The sequence below is a fragment of the Rhodopseudomonas faecalis genome, from assembly GCF_003217325.1.
Classification (GTDB): Bacteria; Pseudomonadota; Alphaproteobacteria; order Rhizobiales; family Xanthobacteraceae; genus Rhodopseudomonas; species Rhodopseudomonas faecalis.
Map to the genome: position 1 here is coordinate 56,914 of NZ_QJTI01000012.1, position 21,981 is coordinate 78,894.

Here is a 21,981-nt window from a genome sequence, read left to right on the forward strand (position 1 = left end):
AACACGGGTTGGCGGGATGGCCTTGCGAGCCTAGCTAAGCGGTCTGGCAGAAATTTGCACCCCTTGGCAGCTCCGCCCAGGCCACCATTCCACACGTAGAACGCTCAACCGCGCCCGGATGCGCGCCGAACGGCGCCGGGTTCAGGAATGAGCGAAGATGTCTTCGTCCTCCCAGCCGGACAAATCGAGCATGGAGCGAACCGGCAGGAACTCAAAGCAGGCGCGGGCCAGCGCGGTGCGGCCTTCGCGCGCCAGCATGGTATCGAGCCGCTCGCGCAGCGCATGCAGATGTAGCACGTCGGAGGCGGCGTAAGCGAGCTGCGCATCGGTGAGGTTCTGCGCGCCCCAATCGCTCGACTGCTGCTGCTTCGACAGATCGATGCCGAGCACTTCGCGCACCAGGTCCTTCAGGCCATGACGATCGGTATAGGTACGGGTCAGGCGCGAGGCGATCTTGGTGCAGTACACCGGCTGCGGCATCACCCCAAACGTCTTGTTCAGCGCGGTGAGATCGAAGCGCGCGAAGTGGAAGATCTTGGTGACCGAAGGATCGGCGAGCAGCTTGGTCAGATTGGGCGCCTCGGTATGACCGAGCGGAATCTGCACCACGTCGGCGGTGCCGTCGCCATTCGACAATTGCACCACGCACAGCCGGTCGCGATGCGGATTGAGGCCCATGGTCTCGGTATCGATCGCAACCGAGTCAGTATAGCGGGAAAGGTCCGGCAAATCGCCGCGATGCAATCGAACAGTCATGGGTCAAGCCTCAGGATCGGGCAAACGAATCGCGGCCAACCTAACGTCGAAATCCGCGCGGCACGAGAGGCAGACCCGGCTGGCAGCCCTGCCGGCGCCCGGCCGTGGATAAGTCGGCACGATTTTAGCGCACAAAACGCACCACCACCCGCTGGCCGAGCGGCACCGAGGGGCCGGGACCGTCAAACCCCACCACCACCTCCAGCACCCGGACATCGACCCGGTCACGCGGCTCATAAGGGGTGGCGCGCCGCGGCCCGAAAGCCTGTCCGATCCGGATCAGCTTGCCGGTCAGCCGGGTGCCTGGGTCGTTTTCAAAGCTGATTTCCACCGGCTGGCCGGTGCGCAGCCGCGGCAGAAACAGTTCTTCGATCTCGGCGCGCACGATGCGCGGCGTGCCCGGCGCAAACAGAAACAGCGGCGTGACATTGAGGGTCGAGACGCCGTCGCCGGGCCGCACCATGCGGCGCACCACCACGCCGTCGGCCGGCGCCCGCACGGTGCGAAGCGCCAGCTCATAGGCCGCCGACCGCACCTGCGCCTCGGCGGTGACCACTTCGGCGCGGCGCACTTCCAGCTCGGCGGCCTGCAGATCATGCTCCGACACCGCCTGATCATAGATCTTGGTGGAGACCGCGCGGCCGGCGAGCGGCGCGATCCGGTCGCGCTCGCGGCGGGCGGCGGCGAGCCGGACCTCCTGCACTGCGACCGCGGCACGGCGATCGGCAAGCTGGGCGCGGGCAATATCGAGCTGATGCGCCGCCGGCCGATCGTCGAGCACCGCGAGCGGGTCCTGCGCGCGCACCGCCTGGCCTTCTTCCACCAGCACGGTGCTGATCACGCCGTCGCGCGGCGCGGCGATCTGCACGAGGCCGCCCTCGACATCGATCATGCCGCGCCCGACCGGCACCAGCGGCTGTTGCCCGGCCGCTGGTTCTGAACTTGATGCGTTGTTAGCGAACGCCAAAGACAGCAAAGCGGCGGTGATCACCGCCAGCGCCGCGCCGGCAATGAGGACAGGACGGGTGATCATCAGGTCAGCTCCGGCACGACAAGGGGGTCGGGATTGGTAACAGCAGCGTTGCGTTCGTCGGAGGTCAGCACGCCGTCCTCGATCCGTACCACGCGATCAGCATGGGCGATCAATCGCGGGTCGTGGCTGACGCACAGCACCGTGGCGCCTTGGGCATGCGCGATCGCGTGCAGCAGCCGCGCGACATTGGCGCCGTTCTCTTTGTCGAGCGCGCTGGTCGGCTCGTCGGCAAACAGCAATTGCGGATTCTTGGCGATGGCGCGCGCCACCGCGACGCGCTGCTTTTCGCCGCCGGATAGCGCCAGCGGATAGAGCGCCGCCTTGTCGCGTAGTCCGACCGCGGCCAGCGCCTCTTCGGCGCGGGTTCGCGCCGCGCCGATCGACAGGCCGGTATATTGCAGCGGCAACACCACCTGTTCGGCCGCGGTCAGCGCCGGAAACAGATTGAAGCCTTGAAACACAAAGCCGCAATGTTCGAGCCGGAACCGGTCGATCGCCTCAAGCGGCTGATTCCACAAATCACAGCCGAGCGCATGGACCGTGCCGCCGTCGGGCCGCAGCAAGCCGCTCATCACCGCCAGCAAAGTACTTTTGCCGGAGCCCGACGGGCCGACGATCAAGGTCATCTCGCCGGGCTGCACCGCAAGATCAACGCCGCCGAGCACGCGCGTGGTGATACTGCCGCTGGTGAAGCTGCGGGTGACGGCGCTGGCGAGCAATGACGCTGGCGCGGAAGGTGTCGCGGCGCGCTTGATCATCGCAGCAGCTCCGCAGGCTCCGTGCGTAGCAGCGGGCCGAGCGACATCAAGCCTGACACGATACTGACCAGCATCGAGAACAGCGCGGTGCCGAGCACCGCCCACCAGGTCACCGCCACCGCGACGCCGGCGGAAATGGCGATACCGACCACCAGTACCGTCGCCAGCGCGGTCACCGCAAAGCCGGCGGCACCGATCCAGGTTGCTTGTTCGAGCACCACCGCGCGTAGCGCCGGCAGTGGCACGCCGAGCGCGCGCAGCGTGGCGTATTCGCGCAGCGACGACAGCACCGCGGCGCGCAGCGTCTGGCTGGTAATCGCAACGCCGACCAGCAGACCGAGCACGGTCGAGAACAGAAAGCCGATACCCGTGCCGGATTCCAGCAGCCAATAGAGCTGAGACATTGAGGCGAGCTCATCGGGCGTCATCACCCGGAACAGGCTGCCGCCGATCTCGCGGAGTTCCTGACGCACGGCAGTGACGTCCTGGCCTGGCGCTAAGCCGGCCAGCACGTAATGCGGCGTATCGCGGCTGGCACCGCCGCGGATCTCGCGATAGGTCGCCTCCGAGACAAACACCATGGCGCCGCCGATCGCCCGAAAGCCGGTGGTGACGCCGGCGACCCGTACGCGCCGACCGTCGATCTCGGCGCCGTCGCGGACATACTCCACGCCGAGCTTGTTGAGATCGGCTTGGTCGACCAGCACGGTGCCGGCCGGCTGCAACGCCTCGCGCAGCTCATCCGGCAGCGAGCGCGGAAACGCCAGGCTGCCGGGGCTGACATCGAGCGCCACCAGGGTGATCGCCACCCGGGCCCCCTGCGGGCCGCGCCAATCGGCGAAGGCCAGCGCCAGCCGCTCGGTGCGCTGCACCGCCGGATGGGCACGGACCCGGTTCTCGGCCCGCGGCGACAGCTCACGCGCGAGATCAAACGACGCGACCGTCGGCTCCACCAGCCACAGATCGGCGGCGGCGTTTTCTACCACCGTGGTGGTGGTGCGGAACATGCCGAGCAAGAGCGCGATCTGCACCAGCACCAGCAGGCCGGAGAACGCCACCGCGAGCAGCGCGGCGAGATAGCGCCGCCATTCGTACAGCAAGGTGCGCCGCGCCAGCGACACGCGGCCGGTGTCGGCGCGCTCTTTGACGTTCTGATCAGCGGCGGGAGGGGAGGCGAGAGGGCGCAAGCGGACCACCTGAATTAAATAACCGAACGATCGCTCTTATATATCCAGCCGGCAATTTCGAGTAAAGTGGCCGGCGCAACGCACTTTCAGATTTTAGGAACCAGCCTGCCGACGTGATGGACCAAACAAAAACCGATAAGAAATCAGTGACTTCAACCCATAAAACGGGGCCCGCCCCGGCGCGGCGACGCCCGGGACGGCCGGTTGACCCGGCCGCGCGGGAGCGGCGGATCGCGGCGATCCTGGCCGCGGCCCGGCGCTGTTTTGCCCGTGATGGATTTTGGAAGGCCTCGATCGGCGACATCTGCCGCGAGGCGGAGATCAGCCCCGGCAATCTGTACCAATATTTCGACAGCAAGGACGACATCGTGCTGGCGATGGCCGAGGCCGAGCGGCAGTCGATCCTGGAGCTGCTGCGCGGCTGGCTCGACACCGATGATCTCGCCGCCACCGTCGACAACTATTCCGCTCTGGTGTTCCAGGCGCCCGGCCCTGAGCAGCGCGCCGAAGCACGGCTCGCGGTCGAAGTGCTGGCCGAGGCCAGCCGCAACCCGCGTATTGCCGAAGCTTTCTGCCGCGTCGATGACGATCTGCGCCAGGCGATCGCCGATGCGATCCGCCGCGCCCAGGCCAACGGCACCGTTGACCCGGCATTGCCGCCGGAGCCGGCGGCAACGGCGATGCTGGCGATCTATGACGGGTTGATTGGCCGGCTGGTGATCGAGCCGGCGGAAGGCTGCGACGCGCTGCTCGCCGCGGCGCGCTGCGCGGCACAGGCGCTACTGCGCCGGCCACCCACCGCGGGTTCAAGCTGACGGCCGCGATTAGTTCGGGCTCGATGTAGCCCGGATGGCGCGCAGCGCAATCCGGGGCCGTCAGGTCCGCGAGGCAATACCAACGGCGATTGACACCAACCACTCCGCACGTCATGGCCGGGCTCCGTCCCGGCCATCCACGTCTTTGATCTTGCAGCGCTTTCAAGACGTGGATACCCGCGACAAGCGCGGGCATGACGGTCAATGGTAGGAGCCGCTGGTATAAGAACCTGGATTTCGCTGCGCTTCATCCAGGCTACGAGACTATTCGTTCGGCAGCGCTGTTAGTTCAACAATCCCGGCGCCTCATGGCCGGTGCGCGACACATATTCGGTGTAGCCGCCGCCATAGGCGTGCACGCCTTCCGGCGTCAGTTCGAGCACGCGGTTCGATAGTTCGGCCAGGAAGTGACGGTCATGCGACACGAACAGCATGGCGCCTTCAAACTGCGCCAGCGCGGTGATCAGCATTTCCTTGGTCGCCATGTCGAGATGGTTGGTCGGTTCGTCCAGCACCAGGAAGTTCGGCGGGTCGTACAGCATCTTGGCCATCACCAGCCGCGCCTTCTCGCCGCCCGACAGCACCCGGCATTTCTTCTCGACGTCGTCGCCAGAGAAACCGAAGCAGCCGGCGAGCGCGCGCAGCGAGCCCTGGCCAGCCTGCGGAAACCACTCTTCCAGCGACTCGAACACGGTGAGTTCGCCGTCGATCAGGTCCATGGCGTGCTGCGCGAAGTAACCCATCTTGACGCTGGCGCCGATCGTCACCGTGCCCTGATCCGGCTCGGTACTACCCGCGACCAGCTTGAGCAGCGTCGATTTGCCGGCGCCGTTGACACCCATCACGCACCAGCGCTCACGGCGCCGCACCTGGAAATCAAGCCCGTCATAGATGCAGCGGCTACCATATTGCTTATGGATGCCGGCCAGCGTCACCACGTCTTCACCGCAGCGCGGTGCCGGCGGGAAATCGAACGCGATCACCTGGCGGCGGCGCGGCGGCTCGACCTTTTCGATCTTTTCCAGCTTCTTGACCCGGCTCTGCACCTGGGCGGCGTGCGAGGCGCGCGCCTTGAAGCGCTCGATGAAGCTGATTTCCTTGGCCAGCATCGCCTGCTGGCGCTCGAACTGCGCCTGCTGCTGCTTGTCGGCGAGCGCGCGCTGCTGAGCATAGAACTCGTAGTCGCCGGAATAGGAGGTGAGCGTGCCGCCGTCGATCTCGATGATCTTGGTGACGATGCGGTTCATGAACTCGCGGTCATGCGAGGTCATCAGCAGCGCGCCGTCATAGCCCTTCAAGAACTGTTCGAGCCAGATCAGGCTTTCGATGTCGAGGTGGTTCGACGGTTCGTCGAGCAGCATCACGTCGGGCCGCATCAACAGAATGCGGGCCAGCGCCACGCGCATCTTCCAGCCGCCGGACAATTTGCCGACGTCGCCGTCCATCATTTCCTGGCTAAAGCTGAGGCCGGCCAGCACCTCGCGGGCGCGGCCTTCGAGCGCGTAACCGTCGAGCTCCTCAAAACGGTGCTGCACCTCGCCATAGCGCTCGATGATCTGGTCCATCTCGTCGGCGCGGTCGGGATCGGCCATCGCCTGTTCGAGTTCGCGCAGCTCGGCGGCGACTTCGCTGACCGGGCCGGCGCCATTCATCACCTCGGCGACCGCGCTGCGGCCGGACATCTCGCCGACATCCTGGTTGAAATAGCCGATTGAAATGCCGCGATCGATCGAGACCTGGCCCTCGTCGGGCTGTTCGCCGCCGGTGATCAGCCGGAACAAAGTGGTTTTGCCGGCGCCGTTCGGGCCGACCAGCCCGATCTTTTCGCCGCGCAGCAGCACGGCCGAGGCCTCAATGAACAGGATCTGATGGCCGTTCTGCTTGGAGATGTTGTCGAGACGGATCATGGCACCGGCGAGGAATTAAAGAAGGAAGGCGCGGCCTTAGCCGGTTTGCCGGTGGCAGGGAAGGGGCGGACGCGCAATCCGCACCCGTGAGCGGGCAAAAAGCTCAACCGCTGATCACATCGCCTTCGCAGAACAGCCAGCGGCCCTTGCGCATCCGGAACCTGGAGCGCTCGTGGTGGCGCGCCTCCGGGTTGGGACCGCGCCGAAACCGCGCGATGAATTCCACGGTGCCCTCTTTGCCATTGTCGGAGGCGGCGAGCACCTGCAGCCCGGTGAACAGGCTGGAGCTCATCCAGTCGCAATTGGCGGCGTGGGAGAATTCGTCGCGGTATTTCGGGTCGGTGGTGTCCCAGACATAGTCGAAATTGCTGGTGGCAAACGCGGTGTAGCGCGAGCGCATCAGCGCTTCCGGCGAGGCGGCAGCCGCCCGCCCGGCGAGCAGCGGCTCGCAGCATTGCTCATAGGGTTTACCGGAGCAGCAGGGGCATTCCATCGCCAAAAACCTCGCCTCATCTGCAGATGCGGCGCAAAACCGCATTGTTTCCCTACAGCTTCGGTTCTGCGAACGAACCAAAGCTGTAGTCTATTGTTTTGACGCATTTTCTTGACGCGAACCGATAGCCACTTCGCTTGAAAACGCTTTAACCTCCGCAGCCGACCACGTCACGCTGATCAATGGTCGAGCGCGGCACGCTTTCCGGCGCTTGCCGGATAGAACTGGTTTCCGCTGCCGGCTATACCTCGCGCACGCGACCACCCAGCACGCCCCAGCCGCCGAGTTTGCTCATGAAAATCCTGCGCCACCGCCTTGAGTTTGCCACCACCGCGCCGATCCAGATCATCGACGTCACCGCGCAGGTGCGCGACTGGCTGGCCGCGACCGGCGTCAAGGACGGGCTGTTGACGCTGATCTCGCTGCACACCACCGCGCGCATCAATGTCAATGAGCGCGAGACCCAGCTCGAACGCGACATCATCACCTTCTTGAAGCGTTTCGTGCCGCGCGACGGCGACTATTTGCACAATCTTGAGCCGATCGACGGCCGCGACAACGCCCATTCGCATCTGATCGGGCTGTTGATGAACTCCTCGGAAACCATTCCGGTGGCGGGCGGCGCGCTGGTGCTCGGCGAATGGCAATCGATCTTCTTCATCGAACTCGATGGACCGCGCCCAAAGCGCGGCATTGAACTGCAGCTTTTGGGAAACGACTGAAGTCATGACACCGGACGATATCGACGGCTTTTACGCCAAACGCGCCGATCTCAATCTTGAGGACTATATCGAGCTCGATTTCGAGTTCGAATGCGTCGGCGATCCGCGCGAGGCGGCGGCGCATCTGTGCAGCGAGCAATCCACCGCGCAGTGGCACCGCGTCGGCATCGACGAAGATTTTAGGCCGCGCTTTGCCGCCAAGGTGCTGGAATTGTCGGCCGAGCCGCGTTCCGGTTTCAGCATTGCGGTGGAATGCGCGGTGCGCGGCCAGGTCCATGCCTGCCGGGCGACCATCGCCCATCCGCATGGCAATTTCGGCCCGCGCTTTCCCAATCTGTTGTCGGCGGTGTGCGGCGAGGGCGTGTTCTTCGCGCCGGGCATCCCGTTGATCCGGCTGCAGGATATCCGCTTTCCGGACAGTTTTCTGGCCGCATTCCCCGGCCCGCAATTCGGCATCGCCGGGCTGCGGCAGCGGTTACAGGCCTTTGACCGGCCGATCTTCTTTGGCGTCATCAAGCCCAATATCGGCCTGCCGGCGGCGCCGTTTGCCGAACTGGGCTATCAGAGCTGGCTGGGCGGGCTCGACATCGCCAAGGACGACGAGATGCTCGCCGATATTCCCTGGTGCCCGCTTGAGGAGCGCGCCGCCGCGCTCGGCGAGGCGCGGCGCCGCGCCGAACAGGAAACCGGCGTGCCGAAAATCTACCTCGCCAATATCACCGACGAGGTCGATCGCCTGGTCGAGCTGCACGATATGGCAGTCGCCAAGGGCGCCAACGCGCTGATGATCAACACCATGCCGGTCGGGCTGTCGGGCGTGCGCATGCTGCGCAAGCACGCGACCGTGCCGCTGATCGCGCATTTCCCGTTCATCGCCTCGTTCAGCCGGCTCGCCGGCTATGGCATCCACTCGCGGGTGATCACCCGCTTGCAGCGGATGGCCGGCTACGACGTGGTGATCATGCCCGGCTTCGGCCCGCGCATGATGACCCCGGAGCAGGAGGTGCTGGACTGCGTGCGCGCTTGCCTCGAGCCGATGGGGCCGATCAAGCCCTGTCTGCCGGTGCCGGGCGGCAGCGACAACGCGCTGACGCTGGAAGGGGTGTATCGCAAGGTCGGCAGCGCCGATTTCGGCTTCGTGCCGGGGCGCGGCGTGTTCAGCCATCCGATGGGACCGGCTGGCGGCGCGGCCAGCATCCGCCAGGCCTGGGACGCGATCTCAAAAGGCATTCCGGTCGCCGACTACGCCAAAGACCATCCGGAGCTGCGCGCGGCGTTCGAGGCTTTTGGCAAGCGCTGATCGCGCGATCCAATATTCGGCGTCATGCCCGGGCTTGTCCCGGGCATCTACGTCTTAACGCATCGCTGCGCTTGGGTTCGTGGATGGCCGGGTCGAGCCCGGCCATGACGGGTCACGGGTGGGGATAGCGCCGGTCAGCCGCGCTTCTGCAAATAAGGCCGCAGCACACCGGCGACCAGGCCGGCAGCGAGCAGCAGCCCGACCACCGGAATCCACAGCAGGAACGCGCCGACCATGAACACCAGCACGGCGATGATCACCAGGCCGAGGATCAGCGCCAGCAAGAACATGCCGAACGGGCCGATCTTGGCGACATAGACCCGCTGGCCGGTGAGCGGATCGATATAGGACTGGCCGCGCTCAGGATCATAGCTCTGGCCGGGCGGAATGATCTCCGGCTCGGCGCGCGGCGGGTCGGCCCTTCTAAAATTGTCGTCGCTCATCTCGCGCCTTTGCATCGCGTGAACTGTAATGACCACAGCATAGCAGCATCAAAGCGCTCCGGTTGCGGCAATTTGTCGACCACAGATCGCCGCCGCGGCATGAGGCCGCTCTCAGCTCAAGGTCAGCTTGCGCCCGAACGGCTGCACATTGAGCGCGTAGGCCTCCGGTACCGCCCAGATCACCGGCCAGCGCGGCCGAAACTCGGCCGGGCCTTCAAGGTCGGTCAGCACCACGCCGATATCGGGACGATGCCTGTCAGCCTCGCGCAGCAGCGGCGCGAAGTCGGTGCCACCACCGCCTGAAAATTCGATCGACCGTAAATTGGCCTTGCCGGGCTCGAACAGCGTCACCTTCCGCACCCGGTCATCGCCGATCACCAACACCAGTGCCGCCTCCTGGCGCCGCGTGATCGCTTCGATCTCAGTGGCAAAGCGCTCCATCAGGCGATCATCGACCGAGCCGGAGACATCGACGATCACCGCCAGCCGTGGCACCGCCTTGCTCGGCGAAAAGCCCGGCTCGAAGGGCAGCCGATGCGAGCCGATCCGGCCCTGATTGGCGATGTAGGACCGGGTCGGCCGCGACCAGGACACATCGGGCTTACGCGCCAGATCACGCGCCAGCCGGGTGCGCAGCACCTGCTCCCAGGGCGTTCGGCTGCGCGGCAGATCGGCGATCAGCGAGCGCAGCATCGAAAAATCACCGTCGCCGGCATGGCCGCGCAAAATGCGCTCGCTCCATTCGCGCGCCTGCTCGGCCTCCTGCTCGGGAGCGCCTTGGGCTTCCTCGTCCGGCACCAGATCGACCGGGGTTTGCGCGCCAAGCTCGCGCACCTGCGCGGCGCGCGGCCCATCCTGGCGCGCGGGCGCCTGGCTCTGGTCGCCGGCCGCTTGCGGCGCCGCACCGCCCTGTGCGCCATCGGCACTGGCCTCGCCGGACTGACCGCTGCGGCCGCTGTCCTGCTTGCCGTGCTGGTTGTTGTCCTGACGATCATCGATCGCCCGGTACAGCCGTTCGACGTCCCAGCTCAGCAGCGCGGTTTCAACGTCCTGCTGCAGATTGAGCGCGCGCGCCAACAGCTGATCGAGCTGCACCGCCGATTGCGGCAGCGCCAGCCAGCTCAAATGACCGATGGTGGAATTGATGATGGCGTCGGCGCAGACGTTGAACAGTTTGAGATCGACGTCGCCGATCAGGCGGCGCAGATCGAGATAGCGCTGCGGATGACGCAGCGCGATGTGCAGCACTTCATGCGCCACCAGCCCGACCTGCTGCTCGAGCGATAGCTGCTCGAAGGCCGCGCCGTAGTACAGAGTATGGCCGTCGGTCATCACCGCCGGCGCCTCGCGGTCCGCAGGCAGATCGTGATGATTGACCCACAGCGCCAGTCCACCAGTGGACGGCGCGCATTCCACCATGCGCTGGATCGCCCGCGTGCCGCGGTGCTCATACAGCGCGCGGCGCTCAAGCATTGGCCAGCTCCCGGCGCGCGGCGTCGTAGCGATGATAGGACGGGCTGTCGAGGATCGCCGCTTCCAGGCCATTCGACAGCGCGCGTTGCATCAACAGCTCCATCGCCAGCGTCTGGGTCTCCTTGATCGGCAGCGGCGTCGCGCCGCGAATATCAGGCAGTTGCTCGATGATCTCGAGCGCGCGCGCCACCGTGGTGTGATCAACGCAGGCCGCGAGCAGGCCATAAGTCATGCCATAGAGACCATCGAGCGTTTTTGGCAGCAGCGCCGCGGTGTCCGGCCCCGGCCGCGCCGCGAGGAGCCGCACCACGTCGGCGCCGGCCTGCAATTCGCGCAGCACGCCAAAGAACTCCGCGGCATTGGCGGCGCCGATCCGGCCTTGCACGAACACCCGCTTGGCGCTGTCGGACAGGCCGGATTTCAGCACATTGGAGATGTCTTCCCAGCCGCGCGGACTGGCGCCGATCAGATGTTCGGCGGCGAGCTGCGCCTGGGTGTCGTCGAGTTTGTCGGGCCGCACTTTCAAGTAAGCCATCACTTCTGGCGCGAAGTCATGGGCGAGCGCGTAACTCAGGAAGGCATCGACCACGGTCTGCACATTGAAGTGGAACATGCGGTCGGCGAGCGCGGTGCCCATGTCGTGACTGATGGCGCCGTGGAACGAGGCATTGCCGGCCGCGATCACCTGCCAGCCATCAGGCAGCTGGTAGTTACCAACCCGGCGATCAAGGATCAGCGAATAGGCCGAAATCTGCAGCCGCTGATCGGCCGCGGTCAGCTCATCGAGGAACAGGATGCCGTTCGGCTGATCGGGCGAGGGCAGAAATTCCGGCGGGAACCAGACGGTTTTGGCCAGCGCCTCGTCGGCATAGATCGCGCCGCGAATATCGACCGGCTCAATGGTGGTCAGCCGCAGATCGACCAGCGGCACCTCGAAATGATTGGCGACCTGACGCACGATCGAAGACTTGCCGACGCCGCGCGTGCCCCACAGCATCGAGGCGCGGCGGCGCAGCACCGGGTCGCTATACTGTTCGATCAGCGCGCTTTTCACGGCGGCGATCGAAATCGGAGGGATGTTCATCGGATTGCTGGACATCAGGCATCGCGCTCGCTGACAGGGGTGGACGCAGGGGAGGTCGGGTCACGGCCGGTCGCAACCGGCACGGCAGCCATCGCCGGCGCCGCCGGCGATCCCAATTGCCAGGCGTCGGTCTTGAAGCGACGCGGCAAGGGCGGGATTTCCAGCGGCGGCGTGTCGCGCATGCTGAATGCCGCGAACAGCAACAGCGGCGGCGCCCCCATCAGCAGCAAATTCCAGATCGAATCCTGCGGCATCTCGATCATGGTCAGGCCGCCAGCCAGCGCCATCAGCCCGATAAAGAACAGCAGCGGAATGCCGCGCCGGAACGTCACCGCCCAACGCGCGCGCCGCAACGTTTCGTGGAACTGGGACGGCGGCTGCGCCAGCGTGCGCGCCATATGGCCGACCGCCTTCTCCATCTTCATTTCGAGTTCGCGGCTGCGCTGCGGCTCGCGGCCACGCGCCTTGAGCGTCCCGTTCCAGCCGCCGCGGCTCTTGCGCAGCGGCGACCAACCCCAGCCGATCACCGCGAGCAGATCGTCTGGCAGATCGACCGGCCCGGCCACGTCGGGTGTTAGTTCGATCGCGACCGGATAGCCCTTCACGGTATCGGCCTTGAGCACCACCTGGATGCCGGCCACAGTCGCGACGCCGCGGGTCAACTCCAGCATCGGCGGCTCGCGACTGTCCGGATTGGTGAGCTGATAGCTGAACGCGACATCGACGCCCTCGATCGATCGGAATTGCCGCTGCGGCGCGATGCTCTCGATCTTGGTGAGTAGCGCATCGGGGTCGTCGCCATCGACCTGCAGCGTCGCGGCGAGGCCATGGTCGAGCGTCACCGTTCTGATCAGGCGAAATTGCTTGCCACGTGTATTTTCGAGGGTCAGCACTTCCTGAGCGCTGCCCGATGTAACACCGAGCGTGCTGTGCTCGACCGGCTTGAAACACAGCCGCCGTTCGCTGCGATTGCTGGCTTCAAGATCAGCCTGACGGCCACGGCGGGTGAACGGGGCAATCAGGCTGAGGATTTCATGATGCGTCAACGGGTGCACCGCGGCATCGCGTGACGATCCGGCAAAGTAGGCTGCGAGATGGTCCGGCATTCCGAATCAACACCCTCCGTTGTTCGAGCGCGGTCCGCAGTTTACGCCGCCTGGCGCGCGGCGCGTTCGTGTCTGGCTCACATTTGCGTCATTCCGCCGCGCTCACCGTCACCTCCGGCGCGGCCAGCCCCGCCTGGAACTGGTCGTAGGAACGAGTCACAACCTCCAGCATTTCAAAATGCGGGAACGCGCCGGACTTGAGCACGCTGATCTGCCAGTTCGGCCGCGACGCGACCCGGCTCTTGTGGCGATAATCGATGAAGTCACCGCGCACGCCATGGACCATCCACACCGGCAACGTCAGCCCTTCATAAAGCCGCAGTATATCCGTGCTGAACAGATAGCCGGCGACGAAGTGATAGGGCGCATGACGCGCGCCGTGCTGATGGGTGGTCTGGTAGCAGTAGTCGAGCAACGGCTCGTCGATCTGCTTGGCGCCCCAGGCCTTCTCCAGGAACTTGCGCATCACCGGCCGCGTGGTGAGCAGCCCGAACAGCTGCCGATCCCACAGCGGGAAATACAGGGCATCGAGCAGCCAGCCGCGGCCGAGCGTGCCCGGCGTGCGTGCATCGCGCGGCTTGCCTTCAAAGCCGGTCGGGCTGATGAAGCCGAGCGTGCGGAATACCTCCGGCCGTTCGTTCGCGGCGCGTGCCGCAAATTCGCTGGCCAGCGACAGCGCCACCACATCGACCGGCGCGCCATCGTGTAATTCGCGAATCCGCTCGATCACCTCGTGCAGCGCGTCGGTCATCATCCGGGCGGTATAGTTCTGACTGCCGCGCTCCGACTGGCCGAAGCCCGGCAGATCGACAGCATAGACCCGGCGCGAGCGCGCATAGTGATCATAGAGCGGCTTGACCTCGAACGCCGAGGCCGCGGCATTGACGCTATGAACCAACAGCAGCGGCGGGCCACTCTGCTCAGGGCCCGCGGCATAGATCGCGATCCGGCCCGCCACGCTGATGATGTCGGTGCGTTGGCCACCGACCGGATTGGCCAGCACGGCGCGGGAACGCTCACTGCGCGACCCGGCATGGCCCAGAGTTTTCGCACTTGCAGTCACCATCGTCTCACCTCTCCAGCCGAAACTAATTGCTTCCCAAAGCAATCATGCAGCCGGCTAACGGTTCCCGATGAGTGTGAGAAGAATTTTTGCTATTCGCGCTTTTGGTATCGGCGTAGCGCGCCGCCGCGCGCAATGGTCGCACAGTGTCAGCACGGCACGACAATCACCGCATCGAGCCGTCAACGGCAATGGACATCAGCTCGTTGATGGCCGCTCGTGTTGAAGACTGAGCTAAATCGAAGACGTGGATGGCCGGCACGTCACCCGTTCATGACGAATGAGATCGTAGCAAATTACCGCGGACTTTAGCCGCGCAGCGCAAGACCGGTTGCGGCTTCCAGCTCGGTGATCGCCTGGGCGGCACCGGTCACCTTGATGGTGGTCATGCCCATGGCGCGCGCCGGCTTGAGGTTGACGCCGATGTCGTCGAGATAGACGCAAGCCGCAGGGTCAACGCCGAGCGCTTCCACCATCAACTGGTAGATGCGCGGGTCCGGTTTGCGCAGCCCGATCTTGGCGGACTCGATCACATGATCGAACAGCGCCATCACCTCGGCGACGTAGAAGGTGCGCCCGGCGATGCTACCGGTGGCGTTGGACGGCAGATTGTTGGTGATGCAGCCGGTCTTGAACACCTGCGCGACCCGCTTCAGCGCTTCCACCATCTCGGGCCGCAGATCACCGGCGATCAGCGGCAGCACGTCGCGGCCGCGCACCGCGGCGCCGAGCGCCGCCGACTCCTTGGCGAACAATTCGTCGAACGTGTCGAGATCGATCTCGGCGCGCTCGAACTTCGCCCAGGCATTGTCGAGATGATTGGCGGCGTTGGTGCGGCGGATGATGTCGGCGGGCAGGCCGCGCTCGGCCTCGAACCGCGCGAACGCCTCGAACGGCGAGCTGGTCAGCACGCCGCCGAAATCGAAGATCACCGCCTCGAGCATCGCTTCCCCATATCGCAGGCCGTCACGGCACTGGTCGTTGTCGACCAGCGCTAACATGACGACCGGCGCGCGGCCAGCGCCGCGACGGGATCAGCGCGCCGGCTTGCCGGGGCCTTTTTCCGCGGCGCGGGCGAACGCTTCCGCAAAGGCGTTGCTGCTCGGCTTGGATTGGCTTTTCGGCGCCGCCGAGCGCATCGGGCCGCGCGGCGCCTGCGCGCTGCGATCAGGCTTGCGCTCGCTCTTGCCGACTTCGTCATCGAGCCGCAGCGTCAGGCCGATGCGCTTGCGCGGCACGTCGACCTCCAGCACCTTGACCTTGACGATGTCGCCCGGCTTCACCACCTCGCGCGGGTCCTTGATGAAGCTGCGCGACATCGCCGAGATGTGCACCAGACCGTCCTGATGCACGCCGATATCGACGAACGCACCGAACGCGGCGACGTTGGTGACCGTGCCTTCCAGCACCATGCCGACCTTGAGGTCGTTCAGGGTCTCGACGCCTTCCTTGAACACCGCGGCCTTGAACGCCGGACGCGGGTCGCGGCCCGGCTTTTCCAATTCGCGCAAAATGTCGGTGACGGTCGGCAGACCGAAATGGTCATCGACAAAATCCTTCGGCTTGACCTGGCGCAGCGCCTCGCCATTGCCGATCAGCGCCTTGATGTCGCTCTTGGTCGCTTCCAGAATCCGCCGCACCACCGGATAGGCTTCCGGATGCACGCCCGAGGCATCGAGCGGGTCCTTGCCATTGGGAATGCGCAAAAAGCCGGCGCACTGCTCGAACGCCTTCGGGCCAAGCCGCGGCACCTTCTTCAGTTCGGCGCGGGTTTCAAACGGACCATTGGCATCGCGATGCTGCACGATGCTCTGCGCCAGCCCTGGACCGATGCCCGACACCCGCGCCAGCAGCGGCGCGGACGCGGTGTTGGCATCGACGCCGACCGCGTTCACGCAGTCTTCCACCACCGCATCGAGCGAGCGCGACAGCTTGGCTTCGCTGAGATCGTGCTGATACTGACCAACGCCGATCGATTTCGGATCGATCTTCACCAGCTCGGCGAGCGGGTCCTGCAGGCGCCGCGCGATCGACACTGCGCCGCGCAGCGTGACGTCGAGATCGGGCAATTCTTCCGACGCGAACGCCGAGGCCGAGTACACCGACGCGCCGGCTTCCGACACCACGATCTTGGTCATCTTCAATTCGGGTAGCAGCTTGACGAGTTCGGTCGCAAGCTTGTCGGTCTCGCGCGAAGCGGTGCCGTTGCCGATCGCGATCAGTTCGACGCGGTGCTCGCGCGCCAGCTTGCCGAGAATGGCGAGCGCTTCGTCCCAGCGGCGCTGCGGCTCGTGCGGATAGATCGCCGTGGTGGCGACCACCTTGCCGGTGGCATCAACCACCGCGACCTTGACGCCGGTGCGATAGCCGGGATCGAGCCCCATGGTGGCGCGGGTGCCGGCCGGGGCAGCAAGTAGCAGGTCGCGCAGATTGGCGGCGAACACCTGCACCGCTTCCTGCTCGGCCGCGGCCCACAGCCGCATGCGCAGGTCGATATTGAGATGCACCTGGATCTTGGTACGCCATGCCCAGCGCACGGTGTCGATCAGCCAGCGATCAGCAGGGCGGCCATGATCAGCAACCGAGAAACGGTTCATGATCTGCAATTCGAATGAGCCGAGCGGCGCCGGCACGACGCCGGGCACCACCGGCTCGGGCTGGATCTGCAGATCGAGTATTTCTTCCTTTTCGCCGCGGAACATCGCCAGGATGCGATGCGACGGCAGCTTGGTGAGCGGTTCGCTGAAATCGAAGTAATCAGCAAACTTCGCGCCCTGGTCCTTCTTGCCGTCGCGTAGTTTCGCGGTCATCACGCCGCTCGACCACATGCGCTCACGCAGCGCGCCGATCAGGTCGGCGTCTTCGGCGAAGCGCTCCACCAGAATGGCGCGGGCGCCGTCGAGCGCGGCCGCAGCATCGGCGACCTGCTTGTCGGGATTGATGTAGGACGCGGCTGCCGCCTGCGGGTCCTGCTGCGGATCGCCGAGCAACAGATTGGCGAGCGGCTCAAGGCCGGCTTCGCGCGCGATCTCGGCCTTGGTGCGGCGCTTCGGCTTATAGGGCAGATAGATGTCTTCGAGCCGGCCCTTGCTGTCGGCGGCGAGAATGGCGGCTTCGAGCGCATCGTCGAGCTTGCCTTGCTCGCGGATCGAATTCAGCACCGCGGCGCGGCGGTCTTCCAATTCGCGCAGATAGGTCAGCCGCTCCTGCAGCGTGCGCAGCTGCGCGTCGTCGAGCGCTCCGGTCGCTTCCTTACGATAGCGCGCCACGAACGGCACGGTGGCGCCGCCGTCCAGCAGCTCGACCGCCGCCGCGACCTGCTGCTCGCGTACGCCGAGTTCCTCAGCAATCCGTTGATTGATGTTGGCCATGGATGCCTTTCCTCGACTGGTTGCCGTTGGCTGCGAATAGGGGGAGACGCTTATGGACCGAGGGCGCCAATGGCATCAAGCCCAACGCGGCACCACAAGCCGCACTGTGGACGACCCGGTGCACACCGCAACATCTGGTGGGTCACCGTCCCGACACACGCCATGCGCACGGGTGGGCACGATAACGCTGGATCATCGCGGATGAAGTGCTAAACCGGCGCTCTTTTTTCTTGGGGCGATGATGACAGCTTGCGGACTTGATTTTGGAACATCCAACACCACGCTCGGCACGGGCGAGGGTGGAACACCCGTGCTGGTCACGCTGGAAGGCGAGCATCGCACCATTCCGAGCGCGATCTTTTTCGGCGCGGATGGCCATGTCGTTATCGGTCGCAACGCCATGCAAGCCTATGTCGAGGGCGTACCCGGCCGGCTGATGCGCAGCCTGAAGTCGGTGCTCGGCACCGCCTTGATCGACGAGACCACAAGGGTCGGCCGCGAGCGCCGCGGCTTTCGCGATGTGATCGCCGCTTATCTCAGCGCCATCAAGCGCCGCGCCGAAGCGGCCACCGGCCGCGAATTCACCAAGCTGGTCCATGGCCGCCCCGTGCATTTTGTCGATGGCTCGCCGGAAGCCAATCGCCGCGCCGAAACCACGCTGCGCGAGATCGCCAGCGAACTCGGCTTCACCGACGTGACCTTTCAGTTCGAGCCGATCGCCGCGGCGCTCGATTACGAACGCGACGTGACCAGCGAACAGATCGCACTGATCGCCGATATCGGCGGCGGCACTTCGGACTTTTCGATCGTGCGGCTGGGCGCCGGCCGGCAGAACCGCGCCGACCGCGAGGACGATATTCTCGCCAATGACGGCATCCGGATCGGCGGCACTGATTTCGATCGCCAGCTCAGCCTGTGCGCGGTGATGCCGCTGCTCGGCTATCGCAGCCCGATGCTGCGCGCCGGGCTCGACGTGCCGTCGCGTTATTATCACGAGCTCGCCACCTGGTCGGAAATCAACCGGCTGTATGACGCCAAGGTGCTTGGCGAATTGCGCCAGGTGCGGCGCGAGGCCGCGCATCCCGAACTACTCGACCGGCTGATCCGGGTGATCGATGAGCAGCGCGGTCATACCCTGGCGATGGATGTCGAAGCCGCCAAGATCGCGCTGACCGAGAAGCCGCGCTCAGCGGTGCCGATGTCATGGATCGAGCCTGATCTGGCGGTCAAGGTCAGCGGCGCTGAGCTTGCCAAACACACAAGGCTGCTGGCTGATCGCGTCGCCGGACGGATCAAGCTGTGTCTGCGCCATGCGCAATTGCAGGCCGAAGCGATCGATGCGGTGATGCTGACCGGCGGCTCGATCCGGCTTACCCATCTGCGCAAGGCGATCACGCAGGCGCTGCCCAATGCGCGCGTTGTCGAGGGCGACATCTTTGGCGCGGTCGGCAAGGGCTTGGCGCTGGAAGCGGCGCGTCGCTACGGCCCAGCCTGAATTCGGCTTCGCCGCAAATAACAAACCCCGGCGGCCCGATCATCATTCGTGCCGCCGGGGTTTTGCCGTTTCAATCGGACCAAGACCCGTCATGCCCGCGCTTGTCGCGGGCATCGACGTCTTGAAAACGCCGGATCAGAAACGGCAATGGCCGGGACGAGCCCGGCCATCGCGCACAAGTTGATTAGTATCAGTTAGCGCGCCAGCTCGGTGAGCTTGAGGGTGACGGCGATGCGCCGGCCCTGGCTGACGACGCCGTCACGATGGATGCCGGCCGGATCATAGAGCGCGGCATTGCCGATATCGCTGGTCACCGCCCACTGATTGTTGATCACGGCATTGGCCTGATCCGTTTCAGCGGCGAGGTCGACACCGAAGGTCGCCTTGCGACGCAGACCTTCCGGCAGCGCGAAGAACAATTCGCGCGCGCTCGGCCAGGTCGCCGACAGGCCGGAGTAATCATTGGCGCTGCGCACCAGACCATCCCACACGCCCTTGGCGGCACGCTGGCTGCCGACCACATAAGTGAGCGGGCCGTTGGAAGCGCTGGTGTCGCTGAGATAGATCACCGCGCGCAGAATGTTGAAGCTGGTATCGACGTGGAAGTGATTGCACGGCGAGGCTTCGACGCCGACATCGGCGAATTCGCTCGGACCCGAGGTCTGATCGTTGATCTGCAGCGCGACCTGACCGACGCCGACCGGACGCTTCAGATAAGCGCTGGCCGCTTCCAGCACGCCGCTATCGCCGGCGAGCTGATTGAGCGCCTGATAGATGTCAGCCGCGCTGGCCGGATCGAGCACCAGGCGGGTCTCATCGGCATAGGGATTGGCGGCCGGCTTGGCCGAGAGCTGCTGTTCCAGCGTCTTGATCTGCGGCGCGAGCAGATTGCGCAGTTCGGCAATCTTGTCGGCGGTGATGCGGAACGGCGCCACGCCATCGCGCTGCAACGGCTCGAGCAGTTCGGTGCCGCGCGCGGTCTTCGGCTTGAACGAGTTGCCGGCGACCAGACGGCTGAGACGCTGCAACAGGATCAGCCGCAGATAGGTCGGCAGCAGCCGCGCCACCGCGCTGATCTTCTGATCGCCTTCACCCGGTTGCGGCAGATGTTCAATGTCCACCACGCGACGCGACGAAGCCTGCGTCAGGCCATAGCCGAAATACACCATCGCCTTCAGTCGCGCGCCGAGCATCGCCATCGGCAGCACGCGGCCATAGGCCGGATGCTTGTCGTAGTCGATCGCCGGCAGCGCGTCGTTCTGATAGGATTTACCGTCGGATCGCATTCGTCGCCCCTTTAATTCTGTGCTTCAAGCGGGTGCCATAAACGCACACATCAATATGGTGGGGCTATGTCACGTCGCTCATGGCGCGGCGCCATCAGCAGTTGAAAGACCTCGGCTGCCGCAAGATCGGCGCCACGGTTGGCGCGATGCGAGGTCTTTAAGTGATTCGTCGCATTGACGTGTATCAATCGGGCAACAGCAGGTTGTTGATGACCGTGTCACCGGCCACAGTGTTACCGTTGAACGCTGAAACGCGCAGGATGAGCCACATCATAACAGTACGGCGGATCGCAGCGGCGCGTTTAAGAAGAGATCAGCTCCAGGCGTAATTCGCCGGGCGACGCGGCGTATAACGCGCCAGCAGCAGCCGCTGAATCAAAGCGTCGATCTGCAGCGCGGACTCGCAGCCGGCATCGGCGCCGATCTGCTCGGCGATGTCCGGCCGTTCGGCGAACATCCGGCCACTGACCACCACAGTAATGGCGGGATTGCGCGACGCGCGGCGGATCATGCGCACTGTTTCGGTGACGCGCGGCAGCCAATGCGCGCGGCGCAGCGCCGGGCTCAGCGACAGATCAACCGCGTCGAACCACAGATCGGCGACCAGATCCTTCAAATCGCGATCGGTCTCCGGAAACTCGCTATGGGTATTCCAGCCGGCCTGACGCAGCAGCTCGGCATTGAGCGCGGCACAGAACAGATGCGGCTCGCCGGGCTCCGGCACCACCAGCACGTTGCGCTGCGCGGCGTTGGTCATGGCGGGCGCCAGCCGGTCAAAACTGATGCGGCGCATCGCGCTCTGCAGATGGCACAGCCCGACGGTGACCTCGAGTTCGCTGCACTCGTCATCGCTCCACAGATCGCCAAGCGCCCGGGCGGTCGGCTCGAACAACCCGGTGAACAGCGCGGGCGGCGATTTTTCGCGGGCGAGGCGCTGCTGGATCAGCTCGGCCGCGCCGTCCTGGTCGAGCGTCATCAGGCGGCGTGCCAGTTCGATGGCGCGCGCATCGCTCTCGCGCGGCAGGCTCGGGCTGGCGGCAACCGGCTTCGCAAACAGTTGCGGCAAAATGCTTGGAACGATGTTTTCGATGCTCACGGTTCGCACACGCTCAGTTTGCCTTCGCGCACAAATGCTGGTTGCCGGAAAATGCCGACCCGCAGCCGCCGAAGGTGATCAGCCGGAACGTCCGTCTCGGCCTCTCGCAGGCCGCTCGAAATGGGTCCAGTAGCGGCAGTCAGGGAAGCCGCGAACAAGGGAGGTGTCTTTGCTCTGGATCAAACGTCATCGGGCGGCGGTATCCGATTCCGGCCAGCCTCGGCGCCGCGAATGGGCGCGCCGCCGGACCTGCCGCCAGCGCTCGGCGGCTTGGTAACTAGTATGTTACCGCGGTCCGTTTGACAGCCTTGGCGGCCGCCGCGATGCGCTCGCCTGGCGGATGCGTGCCCTGCTACCGGTGAGGCCGGCGTAAGCGCTTCTTTTGTCTTTGTTTTGGATCAAATGAGAGGTTAATTCGTAACGTATATTTACTGTTGTGCGAATCAGCGCAAGATTGAATCGGCGGACCAATTCCCCGGGGACGAATAAGCTAGGTTTAAGAAGAACTTAGTTCGTAGTTCGACCAGGGGGTGATTCGGTGACGAGTTCTGCTTGCTCACATGCGTCGAGTTCGCCACGTGGCGTGATGCGTA

Annotated in this window: 18 protein-coding genes and 1 pseudogene; 4 read left to right on the top strand and 15 right to left on the bottom strand. The window is 65.1% G+C overall.

The window, feature by feature from the left end:
* Positions 1–141: 141 nt before the first annotated feature.
* The 4 genes and pseudogenes from BJ122_RS11225 to BJ122_RS11240 form a co-directional block, all read right to left on the bottom strand.
* Positions 142–756 carry a ribonuclease D gene (locus BJ122_RS11225; RefSeq protein WP_110781113.1) on the bottom strand — a complete coding sequence of 205 codons (615 nt, stop codon included), beginning with the start codon at positions 754–756 and terminating at the stop codon, positions 142–144.
* A 124-nt stretch (positions 757–880) separates the two neighbouring features.
* Positions 881–1,789: an HlyD family secretion protein gene (locus BJ122_RS11230; RefSeq protein ID WP_110781114.1), complete on the bottom strand. Its 909-nt coding sequence runs from the start codon at positions 1,787–1,789 to the stop codon at positions 881–883.
* Positions 1,789–2,436: pseudogene (locus BJ122_RS11235) on the bottom strand (ABC transporter ATP-binding protein); the annotation flags it as partial. The pseudogene BJ122_RS11235 and the gene BJ122_RS11230, both read right to left, overlap by 1 nt.
* 107 nt (positions 2,437–2,543) lie before the next feature.
* Complete coding sequence (locus BJ122_RS11240) at positions 2,544–3,734, bottom strand: ABC transporter permease (protein WP_110781116.1); 1,191 nt, start codon at positions 3,732–3,734, stop codon at positions 2,544–2,546.
* A 146-nt stretch (positions 3,735–3,880) separates the two neighbouring features.
* On the opposite strand from BJ122_RS11240, the gene BJ122_RS11245 reads away from it, so the two are divergent.
* The gene (locus BJ122_RS11245) at positions 3,881–4,549 is read left to right on the top strand and encodes a TetR/AcrR family transcriptional regulator (protein WP_181418931.1); all 669 of its coding nucleotides are present in this window, start codon (positions 3,881–3,883) and stop codon (positions 4,547–4,549) included.
* Positions 4,550–4,833: 284 nt separating this feature from the next.
* Here BJ122_RS11245 and BJ122_RS11250 read toward each other — a convergent pair whose 3' ends face one another.
* Both BJ122_RS11250 and BJ122_RS11255 read right to left on the bottom strand, forming a co-directional pair.
* Positions 4,834–6,456 carry an ABC-F family ATP-binding cassette domain-containing protein gene (locus BJ122_RS11250; RefSeq protein WP_110781118.1) on the bottom strand — a complete coding sequence of 541 codons (1,623 nt, stop codon included), beginning with the start codon at positions 6,454–6,456 and terminating at the stop codon, positions 4,834–4,836.
* Positions 6,457–6,559: 103 nt separating this feature from the next.
* Positions 6,560–6,949, bottom strand: coding sequence for a YchJ family protein (locus tag BJ122_RS11255; RefSeq protein ID WP_110781119.1), 390 nt, complete (start codon positions 6,947–6,949; stop codon positions 6,560–6,562).
* 293 nt (positions 6,950–7,242) lie between these two features.
* On the opposite strand from BJ122_RS11255, the gene BJ122_RS11260 reads away from it, so the two are divergent.
* On the top strand, positions 7,243–7,671 hold the full coding sequence (locus tag BJ122_RS11260; protein ID WP_110781120.1) for a secondary thiamine-phosphate synthase enzyme YjbQ: 429 nt from the start codon (positions 7,243–7,245) through the stop codon (positions 7,669–7,671).
* Between the two features lie 4 nt (positions 7,672–7,675).
* A complete protein-coding gene (locus BJ122_RS11265; protein WP_110781121.1) occupies positions 7,676–8,971 on the top strand; it encodes a RuBisCO large subunit C-terminal-like domain-containing protein in 1,296 nt (431 codons plus the stop codon).
* A gap of 134 nt (positions 8,972–9,105) precedes the next feature.
* On the opposite strand, the gene BJ122_RS11270 is transcribed toward BJ122_RS11265, so the two are convergent.
* The 7 genes from BJ122_RS11270 to BJ122_RS11300 all read right to left on the bottom strand — a co-directional run bounded on the left by BJ122_RS11270 (position 9,106) and on the right by BJ122_RS11300 (position 17,511).
* Complete coding sequence (locus tag BJ122_RS11270) at positions 9,106–9,414, bottom strand: hypothetical protein (protein WP_027278933.1); 309 nt, start codon at positions 9,412–9,414, stop codon at positions 9,106–9,108.
* A 111-nt stretch (positions 9,415–9,525) separates the two neighbouring features.
* Positions 9,526–10,887, bottom strand: a complete 1,362-nt coding sequence (locus BJ122_RS11275; RefSeq protein ID WP_110781122.1) for a vWA domain-containing protein — start codon at positions 10,885–10,887, stop codon at positions 9,526–9,528.
* On the bottom strand, positions 10,880–11,986 hold the full coding sequence (locus BJ122_RS11280; protein ID WP_110781123.1) for an AAA family ATPase: 1,107 nt from the start codon (positions 11,984–11,986) through the stop codon (positions 10,880–10,882). The genes BJ122_RS11275 and BJ122_RS11280 overlap by 8 nt, the downstream gene beginning before the upstream one ends.
* Positions 11,986–13,077, bottom strand: coding sequence for a hypothetical protein (locus BJ122_RS11285; protein WP_110781124.1), 1,092 nt, complete (start codon positions 13,075–13,077; stop codon positions 11,986–11,988). Before BJ122_RS11285 ends, BJ122_RS11280 begins: the two co-directional genes overlap by 1 nt.
* Positions 13,078–13,165: 88 nt before the next feature.
* Positions 13,166–14,143: an alpha/beta fold hydrolase gene (locus BJ122_RS11290; RefSeq protein WP_110781125.1), complete on the bottom strand. Its 978-nt coding sequence runs from the start codon at positions 14,141–14,143 to the stop codon at positions 13,166–13,168.
* A gap of 305 nt (positions 14,144–14,448) precedes the next feature.
* Positions 14,449–15,084: an HAD-IA family hydrolase gene (locus tag BJ122_RS11295; RefSeq protein WP_110781159.1), complete on the bottom strand. Its 636-nt coding sequence runs from the start codon at positions 15,082–15,084 to the stop codon at positions 14,449–14,451.
* Positions 15,085–15,174: 90 nt separating this feature from the next.
* Positions 15,175–17,511, bottom strand: a complete 2,337-nt coding sequence (locus BJ122_RS11300; RefSeq protein ID WP_110781126.1) for a Tex family protein — start codon at positions 17,509–17,511, stop codon at positions 15,175–15,177.
* Between the two features lie 241 nt (positions 17,512–17,752).
* On the opposite strand from BJ122_RS11300, the gene BJ122_RS11305 reads away from it, so the two are divergent.
* A complete protein-coding gene (locus tag BJ122_RS11305; RefSeq protein ID WP_110781160.1) occupies positions 17,753–19,006 on the top strand; it encodes an Hsp70 family protein in 1,254 nt (417 codons plus the stop codon).
* A 194-nt stretch (positions 19,007–19,200) separates the two neighbouring features.
* Here the strand turns inward: BJ122_RS11305 and BJ122_RS11310 are convergent, their stop codons facing one another.
* Positions 19,201–20,292 (bottom strand): phytanoyl-CoA dioxygenase family protein, encoded by a 1,092-nt coding sequence (locus tag BJ122_RS11310; RefSeq protein WP_110781127.1) that lies wholly within the window; start codon positions 20,290–20,292, stop codon positions 19,201–19,203.
* Positions 20,293–20,605: 313 nt separating this feature from the next.
* Entirely contained in the window at positions 20,606–21,388 is a 783-nt protein-coding gene (locus tag BJ122_RS11315) for a cobalamin B12-binding domain-containing protein (protein WP_245407701.1), read from the bottom strand.
* Between the last annotated feature and the right edge of the window lie 593 nt (positions 21,389–21,981).

Coding starts and splice junctions, on each gene's coding strand:
- BJ122_RS11275 (WP_110781122.1), bottom strand. CDS start 10,887: ATGCTTGAGCGCCGCGCGCTGTATGAGCACCGCGGCACGCGGGCGATC.
- BJ122_RS11255 (WP_110781119.1), bottom strand. CDS start 6,949: ATGGAATGCCCCTGCTGCTCCGGTAAACCCTATGAGCAATGCTGCGAG.
- BJ122_RS11270 (WP_027278933.1), bottom strand. CDS start 9,414: ATGAGCGACGACAATTTTAGAAGGGCCGACCCGCCGCGCGCCGAGCCG.
- BJ122_RS11230 (WP_110781114.1), bottom strand. CDS start 1,789: ATGATCACCCGTCCTGTCCTCATTGCCGGCGCGGCGCTGGCGGTGATC.
- BJ122_RS11310 (WP_110781127.1), bottom strand. CDS start 20,292: ATGCGATCCGACGGTAAATCCTATCAGAACGACGCGCTGCCGGCGATC.
- BJ122_RS11250 (WP_110781118.1), bottom strand. CDS start 6,456: ATGATCCGTCTCGACAACATCTCCAAGCAGAACGGCCATCAGATCCTG.
- BJ122_RS11280 (WP_110781123.1), bottom strand. CDS start 11,986: ATGTCCAGCAATCCGATGAACATCCCTCCGATTTCGATCGCCGCCGTG.
- BJ122_RS11300 (WP_110781126.1), bottom strand. CDS start 17,511: ATGGCCAACATCAATCAACGGATTGCTGAGGAACTCGGCGTACGCGAG.
- BJ122_RS11225 (WP_110781113.1), bottom strand. CDS start 756: ATGACTGTTCGATTGCATCGCGGCGATTTGCCGGACCTTTCCCGCTAT.
- BJ122_RS11260 (WP_110781120.1), top strand. CDS start 7,243: ATGAAAATCCTGCGCCACCGCCTTGAGTTTGCCACCACCGCGCCGATC.
- BJ122_RS11305 (WP_110781160.1), top strand. CDS start 17,753: ATGACAGCTTGCGGACTTGATTTTGGAACATCCAACACCACGCTCGGC.
- BJ122_RS11290 (WP_110781125.1), bottom strand. CDS start 14,143: ATGGTGACTGCAAGTGCGAAAACTCTGGGCCATGCCGGGTCGCGCAGT.
- BJ122_RS11285 (WP_110781124.1), bottom strand. CDS start 13,077: ATGCCGGACCATCTCGCAGCCTACTTTGCCGGATCGTCACGCGATGCC.
- BJ122_RS11295 (WP_110781159.1), bottom strand. CDS start 15,084: ATGCTCGAGGCGGTGATCTTCGATTTCGGCGGCGTGCTGACCAGCTCG.
- BJ122_RS11265 (WP_110781121.1), top strand. CDS start 7,676: ATGACACCGGACGATATCGACGGCTTTTACGCCAAACGCGCCGATCTC.